The sequence below is a fragment of the Burkholderia sp. S171 genome (genome assembly GCF_009766085.1).
GTDB lineage: Bacteria > Pseudomonadota > Gammaproteobacteria > Burkholderiales > Burkholderiaceae > Caballeronia.
In genome coordinates, this window is record NZ_LMUF01000011.1 from 120,191 (window position 1) to 139,543 (window position 19,353).

Genomic DNA, 19,353 nt, shown 5'->3' on the forward strand with positions numbered 1-19,353 from the left:
TGTGCGGCTGCGGATTCGGTGAATTCGTGGGGACGCGTGGCGTCCGGATTATGCTTGTGATCGATAGCGTGCGAGCTTGAGCGACGGGCTTCAGAACTCACTTCAATGGCCGGTATCGACGGCGCGTACGACGGTTTCATCGACGCTTTCTTCCAGGTGCGTTTCAACCTTTGCTTCAACGCTCTCAGCGTTCTTCGATGCCGTTGCAGAATTCACGGCGGGCACATCTTCACGCTGCCGCGCGGGGGCTGCGGGCTTCTCGACAGCGGACGCGTCGGCATTCTTCGCAGCCGGCTTGTCGGCTTGCTTTTCAGCTTGCTTCGTGACCGCCTTTTCACCTGCACTATCTGCCTTCGCGGCGTTTTTTTCCACTGGGTTATGCACAGCCTTATCCACTGCGGATTCGACGTGCGCAACCGATGGCTTGTCCGCGCTTTCATTTCCAGCCGCCGGCGCCTCGGGCGCTGATTTCTCCGCCTTTTCCGTCCGATGAATCGTCGCTCGCTCGGTTTTTTCCGCGCTGGCGAATGCACCCGCCGACGGTTCCACATGCGATGCGCGAATCACAGCGAATGGCGCAGTCGCCGGACGCTCGGGATCGTTATGCGTATTGCTATCGTGGCTGGCGGTATTACTGTTGCTGCTGGCGCTGGCGCGTGCGCGTTCACGCCGGTCGGGTGCACGCAGGTCAAGCGCTGCCTGCACGCCCGTCACACCCGGCACAATTTCCAGTTCGGCTTGCTTGGCTGCGCGCGAACCCTTGCGTTTCGGCTTCGCCGTCATGGCCGGCGCGGCGGAAGCCAATTCATCGAGCGCCTTCTTTGCCGCAGACTGTTCTGCCGCGCGCCGGCTCGCACCGGAACCCGACACTTTCACATCGAGCTTCGGCACCGTGCATTCCACTTCGAATTGCTGGTTATGCGCCGCGCCGTGCGTGGCCACGACCGTATAGGTCGGCAATGCAATCTTGTGGCCCTGCAGATATTCCTGCAGCAGCGTCTTTGCGTCTTTACCGATCGTGCGTGGATCGATGTGATCGAGGATTGGCGTGTAGAGCCGCTTGATGACCTGAAGCGCAGCGTCAAAACCCCCGTCCAGGAAGACCGCGCCGAAGATGGCTTCGAGCGTGTCCGCCAATATGGACGGGCGCCGGAAGCCGCCGCTGCGCAACTCGCCCTCGCCCAATCGCAACGCCTCGGAGACATTCAGTGCCTGCGCAATCTCATAAAGCGACTGCTGCTTGACGAGATTTGCCCGGACGCGAGAAAGGTCACCTTCGTCGAGTTTTGCGAATCGTTGGAACAAAAGCGCAGCCACCACGCAATTTAGAACGGAATCTCCGAGAAATTCGAGTCGTTCATTGTGCGTGGCACTGTGACTGCGGTGGGTCATCGCCTGGCGCAGCAATTCCGCATTGCGAAATTCGTACTGGAGCCGGCTTTCCAACGGGGTTGAGGGCATGGGCAGAGTATAACGCGGGCGCCGGGAGGGGCGAATCCAGCTGAAAGGCCGGAAAACCGCAAGAAAAATGACACGACAAGCACACGTTAGCCGCGATTCTTCATGCTGTTTCTAGGGCGGCTCAAAGGTGACTTGCAATAACAACTACGCCGCGATGACGCGGCGTAGTTGTCGAACGAAATTACAGCTTGTGATCCTGATCAAACCTGCGCTTAAAACAGCGCATCAATGGAACACGCCAATGCGCTTCAAACTGCTGAAGTTCATCCAGATAAAGAATGCACGTCCCACGATATTCGCGTCAGGCACGAAACCCCAATAACGGCTGTCTGCACTGTTATCGCGGTTGTCGCCCATCATGAAATAGTTACCCGCCGGCACTTTGCAAATGACGCCTTGAGCGTTGTAGTTGCAGTTGTCGCGGAACGGGAAGTCGTCAGCGCCAATCACGAACGGCGGCACTTGCGCATTATTCAGGATCGCGTTCTTGCGGCCATCGAGATCTTCTTCGAACTGCTTTGCATAACCAATGCGTTCGTCATCGAAGAAATCAGGCAGCGCCGTTTCCGGAACAGCCTTGCCATTGATGGTCAGCTTCTTGTCCTGATACGCGATGGTGTCGCCGGGAAGACCGATCACGCGCTTGATGTAATCCACTGACTCGTCTTTCGGATAACGGAACACGACTACGTCCCCGCGCTTGAGCGGCGTGCCACTGGTCAGCTTGGTATTGCTGATTGGCAGACGCAGGCCATATTCGAATTTATTGACGAGGATGAAATCGCCCACCAGCAACGTAGGCACCATGGATCCCGACGGAATCTTGAACGGTTCGACGACGAACGAGCGCACCACGAACACCACCAGGATCACCGGAAAGAAGCTTGCCGAATACTCCAGGTACCACGGCTGACGGAGCTTTTCATCGCGTAGGTGAGCACGCGTTTGCGGCGCGTTTTCGTCGGCGAAACGGGGCTCAAGGCGTGCCTGCTGCTGATCGAAATCTGCTACCGCTGCATCTGCTGCGCGACGCCGTTGCTTCTCAAACACCAGTTTGTCGAACACCCACGCAATCCCCGTCACGATGACGAGCACCAAAAGAATCAACGCAAAATTCATCAATCGTTTCCGGTTGTTTTATTAATCTTCGACGCGAAGAATCGCGAGGAAAGCTTCTTGCGGAATCTCGACCGAACCGACTTGTTTCATGCGCTTCTTGCCGGCCTTCTGCTTTTCCAGAAGCTTTTTCTTTCGCGAGATATCGCCGCCGTAGCACTTTGCCAGAACGTTCTTACGCAATGCTTTAATGTTCTCGCGCGCGATAATGTTGGCGCCAATAGTCGCCTGGATTGCGACGTCGTACATTTGGCGCGGAATCAGTTCGCGCATCTTCGACGCGACTTCACGTCCGCGATGCTGACTCTGCGACCGGTGCACGATCACTGACAACGCGTCGACCTTATCGCCATTGATCAGCATGTCGACCTTCACCACATCCGACGCGCGATATTCCTTGAACTCGTAATCCATGGACGCATAACCGCGCGACGTGGACTTCAACCGGTCGAAGAAATCCAGCACGATTTCCGCCATCGGGATTTCGTACGTGAGCTGAACCTGACGGCCGTGATACAGCATGTTGATCTGCGAACCGCGCTTGTTCGTACAGAGCGTGATCACCGCGCCCACATACTCCTGCGGCATGTACAGGTTCACGGTCACGATCGGCTCGCGCACTTCTTCAATGTAAGAAGGCTCCGGCATCTTGGCCGGGTTCTCGACCTGGATCAGCACGCCGTCACGCTTCACGACTTCGTACACCACGGTCGGCGCCGTGGTGATGAGGTCCATGTCGAACTCGCGCTCAAGCCGCTCCTGCACGATCTCCATGTGCAGTAGACCGAGAAAGCCGCATCGGAAACCGAAACCAAGCGCTTGCGAGACTTCCGGCTCGTACTGCAGCGAGGAGTCGTTCAGCTTCAGCTTTTCCAGCGATTCACGCAGTGCGTCGTACTGATTCGCTTCGATCGGATACAAACCCGCGAACACCTGCGGCTTCACTTCCTTGAAACCGGGCAGCGGCGTTTCAGCCGGGCGCGCGACGGTGGTCACCGTGTCGCCCACTTTCGCCGCCTGCAATTCCTTGATGCCCGCGATGATAAAGCCCACCTGCCCCGCCGACAGCGACGCGAGATTCGTGGCTTTCGGCGCGAACACGCCGAGACTTTCGACCGGATAAACCGCCCCGGACGCCATCATCTTGATCTTTTCCTTCGGACGCAGCGTACCGTTCTTGATGCGCACGAGCATGACCACGCCGACGTAATTATCGAACCATGAATCGATGATCAGCGCCTGCAGCGGTGCGTCCGGATCGCCCTTCGGAGGCGGCACTTTAGCGATCAGCGCTTCAAGCACATCGGTCACGCCGAGGCCCGTCTTGGCGCTGCAACGCGCGGCATCGGTTGCATCAATACCGATTACATCTTCAATTTCCGAAATTGCGTTCTCGGGGTCTGCCGCGGGCAGGTCGATCTTGTTCAGGACCGGCACGACTTCCACGCCCAGTTCGATCGCCATGTAGCAATTGGCGACCGTCTGCGCTTCCACGCCCTGGCTGGCGTCCACCACCAGCAGCGCGCCTTCGCAGGCGGACAGCGAGCGGCTGACTTCGTACGAGAAGTCGACGTGGCCCGGGGTGTCGATGAGATTCAGGTTGTAGACCTGACCGTCGAGGGCCTTGTAGCTCAGTGCCGCAGTTTGCGCCTTGATGGTGATGCCGCGCTCGCGCTCGAGATCCATGGAGTCGAGCACCTGCGCGTCCATCTCGCGATCGGACAAGCCGCCGCACAACTGGATGATGCGATCGGCGAGCGTCGACTTGCCGTGGTCGATGTGCGCAATGATCGAGAAGTTACGAATATGATTCATTCAGTGCCGATCAAGCAAAAAGGCGCGCCCAGACAAACGCGGAGCACGCCTTGAAAATGGGGGTGAAAAACTTATCTATTTTAGCCGAAAAGGCGGGCTGACGGCGGATTTTACGGGAAAGGTCCGATTGCTCAGGGACTTAGCGCGTGCCGGGAGCGCTTGCACGCGCGCTTAGAAGCGCTTCCCGCACCCGCGTTTCGTCCAGCCGGTAATGGCATAACTCCACGCCATCCAGCACCAGAACCGGCACGAGTTCGTCGTATAACGCTTCGAGCGCAGGATCAGTGTCAACATCAATCCACTCGATAGCGACGCCGAACTCCGCCGCAATCGGCTCAAGCTCGGCGCGCAAGTCTTCGCACAGGTGGCACCACGCGCGCCCATAAAGCTTGAGCGCGTTCATTGTGCTTACTTCTGCACCGGCGCACGCGGGCGCAACGGCACGAACTGCGTGTTGTCCCCGCGACGCACCAGCACCGCGACCATCTTGCTCGGGTCGACGTTTTGCGCGACCGCGTCGAATTGCTTCGCGCTCGTGATGTCCGTGTCGCCGATCCGCAAGATGATGTCGCCCTTCTGGAAGCCGGCACGCGCCGCCGGACCTTCCACCGCGTCCACCATCACGCCATTGGTGACCTTCAGCGTCTTCTTCTGGTCAGCCGGAATGTCGCTCACCGCAATGCCGAGCGTGTTGCTCGCGCTCGCCTTCGGCACCGGCGTCTTCTTGGCTTCGGTCTTCGCGACCTTGTCCGGCTGCATTTCCGCAATGGTGATCGGCAAATCGCGCGACTCGCCCTTGCGCCACACGGTGATCGTCGCCTTCGTGCCCGGCTTCGTGTCGCCGACCATGCGTGGCAGGTCCGTCGCCGTGGATACGTCGTGGCCGTTGTATTTCAGGATGATGTCACCCGGCTGGATGCCTGCCTTGTCGGCCGGCCCGCCCGCTTCCACGCTGCTCACCAGCGCACCCTGCGCCTTCGGAAGCCCAAGCGAATCCGCCACTTCCTTCGTGACCTCGCCAATTGCGACAGCAATTCGTCCGCGCGTGACCTTGCCCGTTGTCTTTAACTGATCAGCGACGCGCATGGCTTCATCGATAGGAATCGCGAACGAAATCCCCATGAAGCCGCCCGTACGGCTGTAGATCTGCGAGTTGATGCCAATGACCTCGCCCGCCATGTTGATCAGCGGACCACCCGAATTACCCGGATTCACCGCGACGTCAGTCTGGATGAAAGGCAGATAGTCGCCCGTGTCACGGCCCTTCGCGCTGACAATACCCGCCGTCACCGTGTTGTCGAGTCCGAACGGCGAACCGATTGCCAGCACCCATTCGCCGACACGCACCTTGTTCGAATCACCGATGGTAATGGCTGGCAGGCTCGTCGCCTGGATCTTGACGACTGCCACGTCCGTGCGTTCATCGACACCGATCAGCTTCGCCTTGAATTCGCGCTTGTCCGTGAGCGTGACGTAGATGGTGTCCGCGTCATCAACCACGTGGGCATTGGTCATCACGTAACCATCGGCCGACATGATAAAACCCGAGCCCACGCCGCTGCTCTGCTCCGAATTGTCCTGATTGTCGGGGCTGTCTTGCGGTGCGCTGCGATTACCCTGGCTGCTGCCGTTGTCGCTGCCGCCCTGATCGCCGCCTCCGCTCCCGCCGTTGCCGCCGCTACCACCGCCGTTTCCACCGCCTCCGCCGCGCGAACCCGGCGTGCCGGGCATCGGAATGCCGAAGAAACGGCGGAAGAACTCCGACATGTCGCCGTCGTCCATGCCGGGTGGCAAGCCACGCAGATCGTTACTGCTGCTGACGCGGGTTGTCGTCCGGATATTGACGACCGACGGACCCACTTTATCGACAAGGGTGGTGAAGTCGGGCAGATTCACTCCCGGCACCGCGACCGGTGTGGCGGCGGGCGTCGACGCGGGCGTCGTTGCCGTGGCCGCGAAGGTCGCGAGCGGCAGGCATGCGGCAAACGCCGCGGCCGCGAAATAGGTGCGCAGCGAGAGATTGCTCATATCGTGGTGGGCCGAGGAATTACTTGGAAGGCTTGTATTCTATGGCAGAAGCAAATTGCTGCAACGTGGCCTGGGGCACTTCGCCCAGCAAGGTAATCCAGAAATCCCCGCGACGCTTGACCAGCACGTGTGTAGCACCGTTATTACCGGCACCTTCCTTGCGGGAATTTTTTTCCACGGGCTCGACAAAAATCGAGATTGCCGCAAGTCCGTCCGAGAAAACAGCCTGATCCACGGGAATGGGCGGCTGGCCCTCTTCACGCGACGCCATCGGCCGGCGCAACTCGCGAATCTCGCGGAAACCCGGCACGGCAGGCGCGATCTTCCAGCCCTGCGCTTCCATATCAACCGGCTGAACGGGCGGCCGAACGATTGTCCATCCGGCTATGTTCTTGATTCCGTTCGCAATGGCGGCGCGGTCCACGGACCCGCCAATCTGTACTTGCGAAAATGAAAGCTGTTCGAGCACCTGGCCGTCGGGGCCGAGTGTCTGCGCGCGCAGCAAAAGACCGGTTTTCGAATCGGCCCAAAGCTTGTAGGCAAAACGCCAGGCATCTTTGGGATCGAGCTCGATCACCTGGCTGTCGATGCCGGCGACGCGGTCCGGGCCGAGCAATTTCGGCTCATAGACCGTCAGGACCTGCTCGCTGCTGGTCGTCAGCAACGACGGGAACGCGTCCTTATTCTGGCGTTTTTCGACGACCACCAAATGCCGTTCGGGTACGAACGTGTACATGTCGTCGTCGTGGCGAAGCATCTTGCGAGGCGCGCCATCCAGGCTTTCCAGCGACTCGAACTCACCGTCGCTGCGCGCCGCCGAATGGGTAATCCGCGACGATTGCACCGTTGTCCCACGCTGGTAGACGAAGGTGCCCTCGTAGTTCTGCTGCTGTGCGGCGTCGTGAATCCGGTTGAGCAGTTCCGCAGCGGACTTGCGCGCGGCGGCGGAATCGTCGCCCTGCGCAAAAGCACTCGATGCCGCGGATAACAACGCGGCTGCGCAGAACATCAAGACCGGCAACCGCCCCCAATGAGTCGTTTTCTTCAACCGCACACGTTGCATCAGTTATTGGCCTTGGCTGGTAGCCGCAGTGCGAATCAAAGGCATCGAGCCCGGCATGACGGGCTGTTGAGAGAATTGCTGATGCGCTTCGAGATACTGGTCCAGGCTTGCGTCACGAATGATATTCGCTTCGACAACCGGTGAACGCGTGCTGGCGGCAGGCATGGAAGCCATGGCCACGCGCTGCACATGATCCGACGACAAAGACGCCGTCTGTACGCCGTTGTGGCCATCCACGCCCTGCAACTGCGGCACGACAATCCACGTCAGCGTGGCTGCAGCAGCCGCGACGGCGAAAGCCGGCACGACGCGGCGGCGGAACAGCCGCGAACGTAGGCGCTCGGCGGAGGAGACCGCCGGAATGGCCGCGGGCGCAAATACATGCGCCTCGGACTCGAAGCGCGCCGAGAACGCGTTCATGAATGCGCTGCTGGCTGCAGGACTTGCCGCGAGATCGTCGGAACGCAGGGCGTCGCCGATCAAGTGGAAATCCGACCACGCCGCACGATCCTTCTGCGTAAACCCGGACAGAAATTGACTAATGTCGCCCGAACCGTCGAACGATTCTCCGTCGACAAAAGCGGACAGACACTCGCCTCGCGAGCTAGCTTGCGATTGCACCGAAACCGACCCCATGATGCTCCCCATCTTGACTGCACCCCGTAGTGACACTACCTGACTCAGATACCGCGTCCCTGCCCCGCGCAACCTCGCTGTTACCAGCGCTTGCCTTCGGGAGTGTCCAGCAACGGACGCAATTTTGCCGCAATGGCTTCGCGAGCACGAAAAATTCTTGATCTGACGGTCCCAATTGGACAATTCATCATCTCGGCAATTTCCTCGTAGCTCAGACCTTCAATCTCACGAAGAGTAATGGCGGTGCGCAATTCTTCCGGTAAAACCGCCATTGCAGCATTGACCGTCTGGGCGATCTGCTTGCTCATCAACATCGACTCAGGCGTGTTGATATCCCTTAGTTGGTCTGCATCGGAGAAAGTTTCCGCTTCTTCTGCATCAGCTTCGGTAGAAGTTGGAGCACGACGGCTCTGAGTGGCAAGGTAGTTCTTCGCGGTGTTCACCGCAATCCGGTAAAGCCACGTATAAAACGCCGATTCTCCGCGAAATTGCGGCAACGCGCGATAAGCCTTGATAAAGGCGTCCTGCGCGACGTCCTCGACCTCAGCGGGATCCCGCACGAGACGCGAGATAAGCCGGATGATTTTGCGCTGATATTTGGCGACCAGTAGCTCGAACGCTGCTTTGTCGCCTTTTTGCACGCGTTCGACCAGTACCTGATCGATTTCTTTTTCGCTCACCTGGGAAATCCGTTAACTTTGGGGGTGCTACGCGGAGGGCTATTGTAGCGTTACGCCGCCAGAACACGCCGGATGCTGACCGGCGGTTACACGCGTTACAGATGTTCCTGGGCGCAACGCCGGGCGCGCACGGCCAGTTCGCGGAACGCACCGGCATTGGCGAGCGCGTCGGCGGCCACCAGAAACGATGCTGAGCGGCCTTTCGCCGGGACCAGGATGAGGGCAAGCAGGCGGTCGCTCCACTGGGCACAGCCTGCAATACGCCGGTATTGCGCATTCCCCGCCCGATCCCACGTGGTCAGACCATCTTGTCCGATCTCGAACGCAATGGGCCGGCGTCGCTCGCCGCCCCAGGCCGCAGTGGCCAGCGCGGCGGTCACGGTCAAGGCCGCTACGCACGCGCTGAACAGTCCGGCGTAAGCCGCCACGCACTGGAATACCGATCCCGCCGCTACCGCCACGAATGCTGCAGTGGCGGCCCACAGGAACGGTGAGGGACGGAGTGCGTACCGGCGCGGGGAGTCGGAATGCAAGTCCCCGGCGAGCAAGTCCGCCGGCGCCTGCGGCAACGGAATACGCGCGCTTGTCATTCGCCCGTTCCCGCGACGATCAGGCGCGCGCCGCTACGCACGTCGCTCAATGCTTCTTGAAAACGAGCGTGCCGTTCGTGCCGCCGAAACCGAACGAGTTCTTCAGCGCCACGTCGATCTTCATTTTCCGCGCTTCGTTCGCGCAGTAGTCCAAGTCGCAAGCCGGGTCCTGGTTGAAAATGTTCATGGTCGGCGGCGAGATCTGGTGGTGCAGCGCCAGCACCGTGAAGACTGATTCCAGTCCGCCGGCGCCGCCGAGCAGATGGCCCGTCATCGACTTGGTGGAATTCACCACGAGCTTCTTCGCGTGGTCGCCGAAGGCATTCTTGATGCCGATGGTCTCGGCCAGATCACCGAGCTGCGTGGATGTGCCGTGAGCGTTCAGGTAATGCACTTCGTCCGCATTGACCTGCGCGTTTTTCAACGCATTGCGCATGCTGCGGCGCGCGCCGTCGCCGTTTTCCGGGGGCGCGGTCATGTGATACGCGTCGCCGCTCATACCGTAGCCGCTGACTTCGGCGTAGATCTTCGCGCCGCGCGCCTTCGCATGCTCATACTCTTCAAGCACCATCACGCCGGCGCCTTCGCCCAGTACAAAACCGTCCCGATCCTTGTCCCACGGACGGCTGGCGGTAGCCGGGTCATCGTTGCGTTGGGACAACGCGCGCGCAGCCGCGAATCCACCGATACCCAAAGGCGATACGGTCGCTTCCGAACCGCCGCAGATCATCACGTCGGCGTCGCCGTATTCGATCAGCCGCGACCCTTCGCCGATGCAATGCAGACCCGTCGTACAGGCGGTCACGATAGCCAGATTCGGTCCTTTCAAACCGAAGCGGATGGAAAGATGGCCGGAGATCATGTTGATGATCGACGCCGGCACGAAGAACGGCGAAACCCGGCGCGGACCACGGTTCAGCAATTCCGTTTGCGTGGCTTCGATCATCGGCAAGCCGCCGATTCCCGATCCCACCACCACGCCCACGCGCTCCGAGTTTTCCTCGGTGATTTCCAGCCCGCTGTCCTGCATGGCCTGCACACCGGCGGCTATGCCGTAATGGATAAAGGTATCCATGTGGCGCGCTTCCTTGGCCGGCATATAGGCTTCGACGTTGAAGCCTTTGACTTCGCCAGCAAAGCGCGTGGAGAAGTTCGTGGTATCGAACTTCGTGATCTCGGCAATGCCCGACTTGCCAGCGACCAGATTGGCCCAGCCGTCGGCAACGGTATTGCCAACAGGCGAAATCAGCCCAAGGCCTGTAACAACAACACGACGACGGCTCACGGTAACCCCTTATCCATAAATGACAAAAAGCAAAAGCCACAAGATTCACAGGAAATTGCCCTGTGAGCCCTGTGGCTGTTAAATCGGTTCGAATCGCGACAGAGCGTCAACCCCGAATAGCGTAGAAGCAGCTTGGCGCGTCGGGCTTTAGGCCTTGACGTTGGCGCGAGCGTAGTCGATCGCCTGTTGAACCGTCGTGATCTTCTCGGCTTCTTCGTCAGGAATTTCCATGCCGAATTCGTCTTCGAGAGCCATCACGAGTTCGACGGTGTCGAGCGAGTCAGCGCCCAGATCGTTGACGAACGAAGCTTCGTTCTTGATTTCGGCTTCGGCGACGCCCAGTTGTTCGGCGACGATCTTCTTCACGCGCTGTTCGATATTGTCCATGCAGCCCTCCGAGGGAAATGTAGTTCAAAAACACAAGTGCGCGCATTTTATCAGGTTTGTACCCGTAAATACCCACGCACGGAATCAGCTTTGTTTAGTGCGTGACATGCCTTTGATGCCCGTCACGCCTTTCCTGCGCACTCTCCTGCGCCCTTACCCGCTTACCACTTCTGACAGCAAATTTCCCGTCTCGCGCACCGCGCTTTAAATCAGCACTTTACGCACCCGCGCCCCAAGGCGCGGATATTAACGAAATGCCTGTCACATGTACATGCCGCCGTTCACGTGAAGCGTCGTGCCCGTGATGTACCCGGCGTGCGGCGAAGCGAGGAAAGCCACAGCATGAGCGATATCTTCCGGACTGCCCAGTCGGCCGAGTGGTATCTGTGCTGTGAGCGCCGCGCGCTGTGCTTCGGGTAAAACCTTGGTCATGTCGGTATCGATAAAACCCGGTGCAATGCAGTTCACCGTGATCCCGCGGCTGCCAATTTCACGGGCCAGCGCCCGCGTCATGCCTGCCACACCGGCCTTCGCGGCCGCGTAGTTAGCCTGGCCCGGATTGCCCGACGACGCCACCACCGACGTAATGTTGATGATCCGTCCGCCGCGCGCTTTCATCATCGGGCGCAGCACGGCGCGCGAGAGACGAAAAACGGCGCGCAGGTTGGTGTCGATAACAGCGTCGAATTCGTCGTCCTTCATGCGCATCGCCAATTGATCTTTCGTGATCCCGGCGTTGTTCACGAGCACGTTAAGGCCGCCAAACTCCTTGACCACGCCGTCGATAAACGCTTCGCTCGCGGCCGCATCGGTCACGTTCAGCACGGCGCCACGGCTTGGTCCGCCAAACTCTTTCAATGCTTCGGTAATGCCGTCTGCGCCGCTTTCGCTGGTCGCCGTGCCAATCACGGTTGCGCCCTGGCGCGCAAGTTCGACCGCGATCGACCGGCCGATCCCTCGCGACGCGCCCGTCACGACCACTATGTGCTTGTCCAGAATCATCTTTCGTCCGTTCCTTGTCTTTTCATTACTGCTTTGGCGTACCGTCTTGGGCTAAACCCATTCAAGCAACGAGCAGTTTGCGGGTTTCTTCGAGCGAAGCCGGATCGAAAATCGACGCGCCGATCAGCGTACCGTCGATGCGCTTCGTCAAGCCGTTCAGCACCTTGCCCGGACCGCATTCGATCACGTGCGTGACCCCTTCGTGCGCCATCTTCTGCACGGTTTCGACCCAGCGCACTGGACCGGCAGCCTGACGCACAAGCGCGTCCTTGATGGCGGCCGGTTCGGCGACGCTTGCGACATCGATGTTATTGATCAGCGGAATCTGCAGCACGCTGATACTGACGCTCGCCAGATACTCGCGCAACTGGTCCGACGCCGGCTTGAGCAGCGACGAATGGAACGGCGCCGATACCGGCAGCGGCAATGCGCGCTTTGCGCCCTTAGCCTTCGCGATTTCGCAGGCTTTTTCAACGCCCGCCTTGGCACCCGCAATAACCACTTGTGACGGCGCGTTGAAGTTCACCGCTTCCACGATCCCCGCCGCCGATGCTTCGGCGCAAACGGCGCGCACAGCGTCGTCGTCGAGACCCAGAATGGCGGCCATGCCACCCTCGCCTACCGGCACAGCGCTCTGCATGGCCTGCGCGCGAAATCGCACGAGCGGCACAGCGGCAGAAAACGGCAGCGCACCGGCGACAACCAGAGCCGTATATTCGCCCAGGCTATGACCCGCGACGATCGCCGGCTTAAGCCCGGCTTCCTTTTCCCACACGCGATAAATCGCGTACGCGGCCGTGAGCATCACGGGTTGCGTGTTCGTGGTCAGACCCAGTTCTTCCACCGGACCTTCAGCGATCAGCTTGCCCAGATCCTGACCGAGTGCATCGGATGCCTGCTGCACGGTCTCGCGCACCACGGCATGGTCGGCAAATGCGTTGAGCATGCCGACCGACTGGGAACCTTGTCCCGGGAAAACGAACGCAAATTTCATGAGGCTCTTGCTCAATTGGATTGTCGAATGACTGACGTGGCGTGATGACGTATAGGACGTATCGGCTTAAACCCGCTTAATAGCGGATAACCGACGCGCCCCACGTGAAGCCGCCGCCCACCCCTTCGATCAGCACATGCTGGCCGCGCTTGATCCGGCCGTCACGCACGGCGACGTCGAATGCGAGCGGAATGGATGCCGCCGACGTATTGCCGTGCTCGCCAACAGTCACCACCATGCGCTCCAGCGGCACGTGCAACTTGCGCGCAGTGCTCTCCATGATGCGGATATTGGCCTGATGTGGAATGAGCCAGTCGATGTCGCCCGCTGTCAGCCGCGCCTTATCGAGCGCCTCGATGGCCACTTTTTCCAGCACCTTGACCGCCAGCTTGAACACGGCCTGACCATCCATGTGCAGGAACGCGCTGCCTTCGATCACGCCCTTGTTCACATTGCCCGGCGTGCACAAGATGTTCGCGTGGCTGCCGTCGGCGTGAAGCGCGCTGGACAGCACGCCGGGTTCATCGGAGGCTTGCAGGATCACTGCGCCCGCGCCATCGCCGAACAACACGCACGTGGTGCGGTCGCTGAAATCGAGAATGCGCGAGAATGTTTCGGCACCGACCACCAGCGCCGTGCGATTCGAGCCGCCGCGGATCAGGCTGTCGGCCATTGAAACGGCGTAAGCGAAGCCCGAGCAGACAGCCTGGATGTCGAACGCAGCGCCGCCGTTCTTGATGCCGAGCTTGTTCTGCAACAGGCAAGCGGTGCTGGGGAACACGAAGTCAGGCGTGGACGTGGCAACGATGATCAGATCGATCGATTGCGGATCAATATCCGCAGCCTCGATCGCGTGACGCGATGCCTGCAAGGCGAGTTCGCTGGTCGTCTGATCAGGTGCGGCGAAATGACGTGCGTGGATACCGGTGCGGGCGACGATCCACTCATCGCTCGTTTCGACACCCTGTTTTGCCAGTCGCTCGGCCAGTTCCTGATTCGTGACACGATCCGGCGGCAAGTAACTGCCCGTTCCAATCACGCGGGAATAGAGATTCGATTGAGCCATTATGCCTTCGAGGATAGCGCGGCACCCGGTTCGCCCGGCTGCACGAGCGGGCGGGCAGCGACCGTATTATCGCCTGGGGCGACGGGGTCGGCCGCGGGGCCGGTCTGATTCGGGATCACGGTGCCAGCAGTGTCAGCGGAAACGCCGAGCGCTGCCTGTTGCGCGGGAGCAGCGTTTTCCTCCATGGCGCGCACGAGGCGTTCAAGCACGCCATTTTTGACGGCATCATACCCGCGTTTGATAGCCCACTCAAACCCGTAGGCTTGTGCCGATCCGTGACTTTTGATGACTAGCCCGCGCAGGCCGAGCAGCGCGGCACCGTTGTACTGGGCGGGGTCGACCCGGCGCTTAAAGCGCTTGAGAACGGGCAGTGCGACGAGCGCCATCAGCTTGGTCATAAGCGACCGGCTGAATTCCTCGCGAATCATGTCAGTCAGCATCTGCGCCAAACCTTCCGAGGTCTTCAACGCCACATTGCCGACAAAACCGTCGCATACGACCACGTCGGTCGTGCCTTTATAGATGTCGTTGCCTTCCACGTTGCCGTAGAAATTGAGCGTGCTCGCGCGCAGCAATTCGCCGGCGCGTTTGATCACGTCGTTGCCCTTGATGACTTCTTCGCCAATGTTGAGCAGACCGATGGTTGGCCGCTCCTTTTGCCCGATCGCAGCGACAAGCGCGTGGCCCATTTCGGCGAATTGCAGCAAGTGTTGCGGCTCGCAGTCCACGTTCGCGCCCAGGTCGAGCACGGTGGTGAAGCCTTTCTGGCTTGGCATCGCGAATGCGATAGCCGGACGCTCAATGCCTGGCAGCGTCTTGAGCACGTAGCGGGACACGGCCATCAATGCGCCGGTGTTACCCGCCGAGATGCACGTCTGGGCCTGACCGTCCTTGACGAGATTGAGCGCTACTCGCATGGACGAATCTTTCTTCCGGCGCAGCGCAACCTCTACCGAATCGTCCATCTCGACCACTTCCGTGGCCGGGACGACCGTCAGCCGGGTTTCGTCGGTAGCTCTGCACTTCTTCAGCTGCCCGCGGATGGCCGACTCGATGCCGACAAGCAACAGCTGCGCATCAGGATGCGAACGCACGAAATTGACCGCGGCGGGAACGGTCACGGCCGGGCCGTGGTCGCCTCCCATGCAGTCGATAGTGATCTTTACGGTCATGGAGTGCGACGAATTTCAGGCACAAAAAAGCGGCAGTGAAATGCCGCCTTCTTGTTGTACCGGGAACATGTCAAGCGCGAACAACCGCGACTCAAACCACGAGTCAAGACGGTGACGCCAGACGCAACAAGCGTCGTACGCTTAGTCGTTCTTCGTCTTGATGACTTTCTTGCCACGATAGTAGCCGTTCGGGCTCACGTGGTGACGCAGATGGACTTCACCCGTGCCCGGCTCAACAGCCAGCGCCGGTGCGGTCAGGAAGTCGTGCGAACGATGCATGCCGCGCTTGGACGGTGATTTCTTGTTTTGCTGAACTGCCATGATGACTCCAGAAAAATTTTGCGAATTCTAACACAGCTCGACACACCCGAGACCCTGACGTGAGGCCAGTGAGTCTTTCGGGACGCACCGCGCCGCCTGATGATTCGACGCCCGGCCTGATGCCGGACATCAATACTCTTTTTTGCGAGCGCTTAAACCACGGGCTTCATAGCCCGCCGCTTCAATGCCCGCTGCTTCAATCCTGCTTAATGCTTGTTGTCGTCGGAACCGCCCTGCTTGAGCTTACCGAGCGCGGCGAACGGATTGGGTCTGCCTGTGCCGCCATCCTGCTGCGTACCTGCATCGCCATTCAGACCACTCTCATCCAGCTCACCTTCGGCGCCCGCAAGGCCCGTTACCAGGCTTTCGTGCACTTCAGGACACACTTCGTGCTTCGGCACGAGCGGCAAAGTCAACAACAACTCCTCTTCGATCAAGTCGACGAGATCGAACTGGCGTGAGCCAACGATCACTTCCACTTCATCGTTGTCTAGCGGAAACTCGTCTGCTTCGTCTTCCGTCGTGACAATGCGATACGTTGCATCGACATCCAGGTGTTGCGAATACGGCGAAAGACAACGCTGGCATTCAATCCAGACCGATCCGTGTACCGCGAGCCGCAAATAAGGTTGCGGCGCTTCGGTGCCGTCGTCCTGCAACTCGGGCTGCATGGAGCCTTCGGCCTGCCATGAAAACACCGTGTCGCGGTCTGGGGCATCTGCCGGTATTTCGTTCAACATACGCGGCAATTGCGAGACCCGTACACCACCTGCTGCCTGCCGACGGCTTTGGGCGAATTCGAACAGGTCGAGTGCGCGCAAGTCGGCGGGACATGCAGGTTTGCCAGGATTCTGTGTCATGTGCGCTCCTGCAGTGGTCGTTGCCGCGACGGCTGGATAGCAAGTGCGCGGAGGACGACCGGGGGTGAAGCTGCAGTATGCACCGCACCGGACCCGTCCGGCTGGTGTGGTTTATCCCGATTTTCCGGTTTTAGCAGCGGACCGCGTACCTGACCAGCCCTGCACGTGGCCTGCTAAAACGGCCCTTTCCGTCCCGGGCTACCTCTGGACCGCCAAACCTCTCGGTACACTTCCGGCCACCGCCACCATCTCGGTATGCGTAAAAAGGCCTTCGCATACCGATGAAAAGCCCAAAATCATAGCGGCTTTGTCTTTTCGAGTCAAACACTTATGCTTCGGCGTGCGGCACCGCCATTTTAGTTCGGTCCCAGCCCGATTCAGTCCCTAACCTCATTGTTCATAGCCCATCCTTTTCATGCCCGACGTCTCAACTAAGCCGCGCCTCATCCTCGCATCGAGTTCGCGTTACCGGCGGAAACTGCTCGAGCGCTTGCGCATTCCCTTCGATGTCATCACGCCCGATATCGACGAAACGCCGCTCGACGGCGAAACGCCGGAAGCCACGGCTGTCCGGCTGTCGATCGCCAAGGCGCGTGCGGCCGCCGCCCGGGTGGTCGACGCTCCCGGCGCACTCGTGATCGGCTCCGATCAAGTCGCCACCTGCGACGGTCGTCAGATCGGCAAGCCCGGCACGCACGAAAACGCGCGCGCCCAGCTTCAGTCGATGCGCGGCAAAAGCGTCGAATTCCACAGCGCGCTTTGTCTCTTCGACAGCCGTACAGACCATATCCAATCCGCCGACATCGTCACCCGCGTGCAATTCCGCGTGCTATCGGATGCGGAAATCGAAGCGTATTTGCTCGCTGAAACACCTTACGACGTGGCGGGCAGCGCGAAATCGGAGGGTTTAGGCATCACGCTTGTGGATGCAATTCATTCCGACGATCCCACCGCGCTGGTCGGTTTGCCACTGATCGCGTTGTCGCGGATGTTGCGCGCGGCCGGGTTTCCGTTAATGGGGGCAGCATGAGCGGCGTTTTGTACCTGATTCCGAACACACTCGGCGACGGCGACAGCGCCGCGCTCGCCGACGTTCTTCCCGAACCCGTGCGCGCACGCGCCGCGTCGCTGCAGTACTACATTGGCGAGAATGCGAAAACCACGCGTGCTTTCCTGAAAAAGGTCGGAACCGAACGGCCGATCCAGGAAATCGAGATCCGCGAACTCAACGTCAACACGCCGCCGGGTGAAGTCGACAAGCTGCTCAAACCGATTTTGGCTGGCACCGACGCGGGTCTCGTCTCCGAAGCGGGATGCCCGGCGGTCGCCGATCCGGGCGCCCTGCTCGTGCGCCGCGCCCACGAGCGCGGCGTCAAAGTGGTGCCGTTCGTCGGACCCAGTTCGATTTTGCTGGCGCTGATGGCGTCGGGAATGAACGGCCAGAGTTTCGCGTTCAACGGATATCTTCCCGTCGATGCCGCCGAACGGGGCAAACGCCTGCGTGAACTGGAAGCGCTGTCCCGCAAGGCGAATCAGACGCAGATATTTATCGAGACGCCGTACAGGAATCGTGCGCTGCTGGACACGCTGCTCGCGACCTGCGCGCCGTCCACGCTGGTGTGCGTCGCGGTCGACCTGACGTTGCCCGCCGAAACGATCCTTACGCGCACCGTGTCGGACTGGAAAAAGAAAGCTGCGCCGGAGTTGCATAAACGGCCAGCGATTTTCCTGTTGCTGGGTTCCTAAGTCGTATCTCTTAGCCGTGCTTTCCGCGCTACCCGCAAAAAAACCGCTCGCATGAAGACTCAAGGCGAGCGGTTTTTATCTGCAACGCATGGAAATTCACTTCAACTGCATCTTCCCGCCCATCATCAGCGCGTGCATCGATGCATTGCCGACCGCCGCGCCAAACTTGCGCGCCACACGTTCACCAATGCTCTCCTTCTGCGTGTAATCGACAATATCCGGCTGCTTGACGATCTCGCGTGCAACGTAATCGGCGTCGCCGAAACCATCGGCAAGACCCAGTTCCACGCTCTTCTGACCCGTCCAGAACTCGCCTGAGAACACATCGGGCGACTCTTTCAGCCGATTGCCGCGGCCTTGCTTGACGGCATCGATGAACTGCTGGTGAATCTGGTCGAGCATTTCCTGCGCGTGGGCATTCATGGTCGGCGTTTCAGGCGAAAACGGATCGAATGCGCCCTTGTTCGCGCCCGATGTGTGCAGCCGGCGTTCAACGCCCAGCTTGTCCATGAGGCCCGTAAAGCCGAAACCGTCCATCAGCACGCCAATCGATCCGACGATACTCGCCTTGTCGACATAGATCTTGTCGGCGGCGGCCGCGGCGTAATAACCGCCCGACGCGCACATGTCGCCCACCACCACATACAGCGGTTTCGACGGATATTTCGCCCGCAAGCGCGTGATCTCGCGATTGATGATGCCCGCCTGCACCGGACTGCCGCCCGGGCTGTTGCAGCGAAGAATCACCGCCGCCGTGCCGTCGTCTTCAAAAGCACTGTCGAGCGCGGCGTTGACGTTGTCCGAACTGGCGTCGCTATTGGCGGAAATCTCACCTTCCAGTTCGACCAGCGCCGTATGGCGGGAGGTTTTCGCGACTTTGTCGCTGGTGAAATCGAACGCGCTCCAGACCGCGATCGCCAGGATCGCCAGGAACACGAAGCGGAAAAATATCCGCCAGCGGCGTGCGGCCCGCTGTTCATTGATTGCCGCGAGCGCAATGCGTTCGAGCGCGGCGCGCTCCCAGTTGTCGCCGGTGTCGCCGATGGATTTGGGACGCGTCGTATCGGCGGAATCGGTGGGAAATTGATCGGACATGCGTCGCCTGGTTGACTGATTAAAAGTGAAGAGCGG

The 19,353-nt window shown here is 60.0% G+C and carries 20 protein-coding genes; 2 read left to right on the plus strand and 18 right to left on the minus strand.

All coding sequences use genetic code 11. From position 1 onward, the window contains the following. Window positions 1-102 precede the first annotated feature (102 nt). The 17 genes from rnc to GSQ93_RS08265 form a co-directional block, all read right to left on the minus strand. Window positions 103-1,461, minus strand: coding sequence for a ribonuclease III (gene rnc, locus GSQ93_RS08185; RefSeq protein WP_158935168.1), 1,359 nt, complete (start codon window positions 1,459-1,461; stop codon window positions 103-105). A 225-nt stretch (window positions 1,462-1,686) separates the two neighbouring features. Then, a complete protein-coding gene (lepB, locus tag GSQ93_RS08190) occupies window positions 1,687-2,580 on the minus strand; it encodes a signal peptidase I (protein ID WP_158935169.1) in 894 nt (297 codons plus the stop codon). A gap of 21 nt (window positions 2,581-2,601) precedes the next feature. Further along, window positions 2,602-4,392, minus strand: coding sequence for a translation elongation factor 4 (lepA, locus tag GSQ93_RS08195; RefSeq protein ID WP_158935170.1), 1,791 nt, complete (start codon window positions 4,390-4,392; stop codon window positions 2,602-2,604). A 139-nt stretch (window positions 4,393-4,531) separates the two neighbouring features. Further along, a complete protein-coding gene (locus GSQ93_RS08200; RefSeq protein WP_158935171.1) occupies window positions 4,532-4,795 on the minus strand; it encodes a glutaredoxin family protein in 264 nt (87 codons plus the stop codon). Window positions 4,796-4,800: 5 nt separating this feature from the next. Next, window positions 4,801-6,420, minus strand: coding sequence for a DegQ family serine endoprotease (locus tag GSQ93_RS08205; protein ID WP_158935172.1), 1,620 nt, complete (start codon window positions 6,418-6,420; stop codon window positions 4,801-4,803). A gap of 19 nt (window positions 6,421-6,439) precedes the next feature. Further along, entirely contained in the window at window positions 6,440-7,483 is a 1,044-nt protein-coding gene (locus tag GSQ93_RS08210) for a MucB/RseB C-terminal domain-containing protein (protein ID WP_158935173.1), read from the minus strand. Window positions 7,484-7,486: 3 nt separating this feature from the next. Then, window positions 7,487-8,119, minus strand: coding sequence for a sigma-E factor negative regulatory protein (locus tag GSQ93_RS08215; RefSeq protein WP_158935174.1), 633 nt, complete (start codon window positions 8,117-8,119; stop codon window positions 7,487-7,489). Between the two features lie 80 nt (window positions 8,120-8,199). Next, the gene (gene rpoE / locus GSQ93_RS08220) at window positions 8,200-8,799 is read right to left on the minus strand and encodes an RNA polymerase sigma factor RpoE (protein ID WP_031363443.1); all 600 of its coding nucleotides are present in this window, start codon (window positions 8,797-8,799) and stop codon (window positions 8,200-8,202) included. A gap of 95 nt (window positions 8,800-8,894) precedes the next feature. After that, on the minus strand, window positions 8,895-9,389 hold the full coding sequence (locus GSQ93_RS08225; RefSeq protein WP_254073803.1) for a hypothetical protein: 495 nt from the start codon (window positions 9,387-9,389) through the stop codon (window positions 8,895-8,897). A gap of 46 nt (window positions 9,390-9,435) precedes the next feature. After that, on the minus strand, window positions 9,436-10,674 hold the full coding sequence (gene fabF, locus GSQ93_RS08230; protein WP_158935175.1) for a beta-ketoacyl-ACP synthase II: 1,239 nt from the start codon (window positions 10,672-10,674) through the stop codon (window positions 9,436-9,438). 147 nt (window positions 10,675-10,821) lie between these two features. Beyond that, window positions 10,822-11,061, minus strand: coding sequence for an acyl carrier protein (acpP, locus tag GSQ93_RS08235; protein WP_004197638.1), 240 nt, complete (start codon window positions 11,059-11,061; stop codon window positions 10,822-10,824). A gap of 261 nt (window positions 11,062-11,322) precedes the next feature. Then, window positions 11,323-12,063, minus strand: coding sequence for a 3-oxoacyl-ACP reductase FabG (gene fabG, locus GSQ93_RS08240; RefSeq protein ID WP_158935176.1), 741 nt, complete (start codon window positions 12,061-12,063; stop codon window positions 11,323-11,325). 61 nt (window positions 12,064-12,124) lie between these two features. Next, on the minus strand, window positions 12,125-13,057 hold the full coding sequence (fabD, locus tag GSQ93_RS08245) for an ACP S-malonyltransferase (RefSeq protein WP_158935177.1): 933 nt from the start codon (window positions 13,055-13,057) through the stop codon (window positions 12,125-12,127). 76 nt (window positions 13,058-13,133) lie between these two features. Continuing rightward, window positions 13,134-14,123: a beta-ketoacyl-ACP synthase III gene (locus GSQ93_RS08250; RefSeq protein ID WP_158935178.1), complete on the minus strand. Its 990-nt coding sequence runs from the start codon at window positions 14,121-14,123 to the stop codon at window positions 13,134-13,136. Continuing rightward, window positions 14,123-15,295: a phosphate acyltransferase PlsX gene (gene plsX / locus GSQ93_RS08255; protein ID WP_158935179.1), complete on the minus strand. Its 1,173-nt coding sequence runs from the start codon at window positions 15,293-15,295 to the stop codon at window positions 14,123-14,125. Before plsX ends, GSQ93_RS08250 begins: the two co-directional genes overlap by 1 nt. A gap of 141 nt (window positions 15,296-15,436) precedes the next feature. Continuing rightward, complete coding sequence (gene rpmF, locus GSQ93_RS08260; protein WP_056354381.1) at window positions 15,437-15,616, minus strand: 50S ribosomal protein L32; 180 nt, start codon at window positions 15,614-15,616, stop codon at window positions 15,437-15,439. Between the two features lie 206 nt (window positions 15,617-15,822). Next, entirely contained in the window at window positions 15,823-16,476 is a 654-nt protein-coding gene (locus tag GSQ93_RS08265; protein WP_158935180.1) for a DUF177 domain-containing protein, read from the minus strand. A gap of 415 nt (window positions 16,477-16,891) precedes the next feature. Between GSQ93_RS08265 and GSQ93_RS08270 the strand changes: the two genes are divergently transcribed. After that, a complete protein-coding gene (locus tag GSQ93_RS08270; RefSeq protein WP_158935181.1) occupies window positions 16,892-17,506 on the plus strand; it encodes a Maf-like protein in 615 nt (204 codons plus the stop codon). After that, the gene (locus GSQ93_RS08275; RefSeq protein WP_158935182.1) at window positions 17,503-18,222 is read left to right on the plus strand and encodes an SAM-dependent methyltransferase; all 720 of its coding nucleotides are present in this window, start codon (window positions 17,503-17,505) and stop codon (window positions 18,220-18,222) included. Before GSQ93_RS08270 ends, GSQ93_RS08275 begins: the two co-directional genes overlap by 4 nt. 96 nt (window positions 18,223-18,318) lie before the next feature. On the opposite strand, the gene GSQ93_RS08280 is transcribed toward GSQ93_RS08275, so the two are convergent. Further along, window positions 18,319-19,317, minus strand: a complete 999-nt coding sequence (locus GSQ93_RS08280) for a S49 family peptidase (protein WP_158935183.1) — start codon at window positions 19,315-19,317, stop codon at window positions 18,319-18,321. Between the last annotated feature and the right edge of the window lie 36 nt (window positions 19,318-19,353).